A 2,236-nucleotide genomic window follows, 5' to 3' on the forward strand; every position below is an offset into this window, starting at 1 on the left:
GTGGAGTGGTGGAGTGCCAGCGATTCGCAACTTTTCACTCTGGAAAACCGCCTCGCCCAGCTGAAGGAAGAGGAGGTTTCGCTTCATGAAGTCACCGGCCTCCTCGCCGAGGCCAGCCTCGTTCGTCACACCTTTGGCGTGACGAGCGATGGCCGCATCATCAAAGGCAAGGTCCCGCCACAGCTCGCGGATGCGGTGCAGAAGGCGTTCGGACATCAAGTCATCGCCACCTACGAAGAGCGTCGCGTGCGCGACGACTTGACGCAAGAGGATCGAAAGTCCGTCTCCCTCGTCGACGTTCGCGCGGCGTGAGCCCCAGCCTGAGATACGGCTGATCTCGCCCCAGCACCCCCGCCAGAACACCAAACTGCGATCGGATGGACATCTTTAGGCTACTCAACTAACCAATTGGTTATTGACAACAGATAACCATATGGTTATCGTGGCGCTCACCTTGTTTGGAGGCCGCCATGCCTGGACTGTCATTCGCTTCTCGCAGCTACCGCTGCCACTACCACCCCAACGACCGCAACGGCTTCCCAGCCGCCTGCGACACCGGCGTCCTGCCCTTCGTCCAGTTCAAGGCTCGCGATGCTGAACACGCGCAGCGCGTTGCCCACGACCTGACCGGCTGCTCGATCAGCAACGTCGARCGCCTCGACGAGGTGSCCGCATGARCGCGARCCACGCGCACTTCCCCCTCGAAGCMTGGGCCGACCGCAATCCGCGCGTCCGCTGGCCCCTCGTCTAYCTGCTGCTGCTCCTGCTCTGGGGCTTCGGCGGCTGGCTCGCGCCCACCGACTTCTGAGCCCGCTCCTGCAAGAACACCCTTCTACGGAACCATCATGAACACCACCACACAGACGAAATCAGCCGCTGCCGATCCCGCAACCATGCGCAGCGAAGAGGCCGCCTCCCACACCTCCGAGCCGTGGCTGAAGTTCCCCGTCCATCCTTCCAGGATCCTCAGTCTGCGGGAAACTTTCGAGGCCGGGGCCGCCCTTCCGGATGAAGAACTCAAGGTGTTTCTGGAAGGGTTCAGGGAGCAACTCCTTCACGAGAATCTTCCTTGGATGGGGGCACTGATGGCCGGCGATATCCGCGAAATCGGCCACGCAAAGTACCGGATCGGCTGGCGACATGGCCTCGTCTGGGGCGCTTCCGTCGGCTGCCTGGTTGCCCTTCTTTCCGTGGCAACGGGCATGTACTGGGCAGGCGCATGACCAGCCCCGCAACCTGCATTCAGGTGGCACCCGAACGCGGTTGCGTGCTGTGCCGCCACGGCGCCTGCGACGCCGCCGGCCAGCGCCTCTGCACCTGCCCCGATGCCGGGCTTCCTTGCCCGACGCTCGTTGCGCTCGTGCGCGACGCCCGCGGCGCCTGTGGCCCAGAGGCCCGGTTCCTCGATTTCGCCGGCCTGCACGTCTGACCTCCCACGGCCGCCTTCCACATTCCACCGCTATCCACGCCATGATCTTCATCACGACAGCAACCGGCACCGAGGTGTCGCTCAAGCACCCGTTTCCGGGCAACATCGATCTGCGAACGATCGCTCACCACCTCAGCCTCCTCAATCGCTTCACCGGCGCCACCTGCAGGCCCTACAGCCTGGCCGAGCACTCGCTGCTCATCTGCAGGATCGCCGAGCGCGAACTCGACCTCGATGTGCACGGCCAATTCGCGGCACTCATGCTGGCAGCGCACAAGGCCTATGTCGGCGACYTGTCCGCCGCAGCTGAAGACGAGRTCGGCGCCSCCTGGGTCACCCTSGAGAACCGMTTCGTCCGTTTGATCCGCAACGGCTTCGYGCTGAACGTCGCTCACGCCGCGCACGCCCAGGGACTGCTCAAGGCGGCATTGATCGCCGAGGCCACCGCACGTGCACAGCTCCTGCCGAACCCCGGCACGACACCGCCCCTTCTCCCCGGCGTCAAGCCGGTGACCTGGGTCAACCTGATGTCGCCCGCATGCCGAGACACCACCTGGTCGGGCTGGCGCAACGCGTTCATCGAGCGCGCCGACTCGCTCGATTTCCAACGCCATCAGTTCGCAAGCCGCCTGGTCCACTGAACAGCAACCTCTGACGAACCATGGAAACCATCCGCGCGATCGCTCTCGACCAGTTGCACGAGAGCCCCTTCAATCCCCGCCGCACCTTCACCGGCATCGACGACCTGGCGGCGAACATCGTCGCAGAAGGCCGCATCCACCAGCCGATCCTTGTTCGCCCCCGGCC

6 protein-coding genes are annotated in these 2,236 nt (G+C 64.3%); all 6 read left to right on the forward strand.

Annotation, left to right across the window (positions count from 1 at the left end; translation table 11 throughout):
- Window positions 1-312, forward strand: a 312-nt coding sequence (locus tag AC1D01_RS31065; RefSeq protein ID WP_477873310.1) for a hypothetical protein, incomplete at its 5' end; no start/stop codon positions are given.
- A gap of 158 nt (window positions 313-470) precedes the next feature.
- Window positions 471-677, forward strand: a complete 207-nt coding sequence (locus AC1D01_RS31070) for a hypothetical protein (RefSeq protein ID WP_477873312.1) — start codon at window positions 471-473, stop codon at window positions 675-677.
- Between the two features lie 168 nt (window positions 678-845).
- Complete coding sequence (locus AC1D01_RS31075) at window positions 846-1,223, forward strand: hypothetical protein (RefSeq protein WP_477873314.1); 378 nt, start codon at window positions 846-848, stop codon at window positions 1,221-1,223.
- Window positions 1,220-1,429, forward strand: coding sequence for a hypothetical protein (locus AC1D01_RS31080; protein WP_477873316.1), 210 nt, complete (start codon window positions 1,220-1,222; stop codon window positions 1,427-1,429). Before AC1D01_RS31075 ends, AC1D01_RS31080 begins: the two co-directional genes overlap by 4 nt.
- Window positions 1,430-1,470: 41 nt before the next feature.
- On the forward strand, window positions 1,471-2,070 hold the full coding sequence (locus AC1D01_RS31085) for a hypothetical protein (protein ID WP_477873318.1): 600 nt from the start codon (window positions 1,471-1,473) through the stop codon (window positions 2,068-2,070).
- A 20-nt stretch (window positions 2,071-2,090) separates the two neighbouring features.
- A partial coding sequence (locus tag AC1D01_RS31090; RefSeq protein WP_477873320.1) for a ParB N-terminal domain-containing protein occupies window positions 2,091-2,236 on the forward strand: 146 nt, incomplete at its 3' end.

Source organism: Rhizobacter sp. P3_B12, assembly GCF_056402895.1.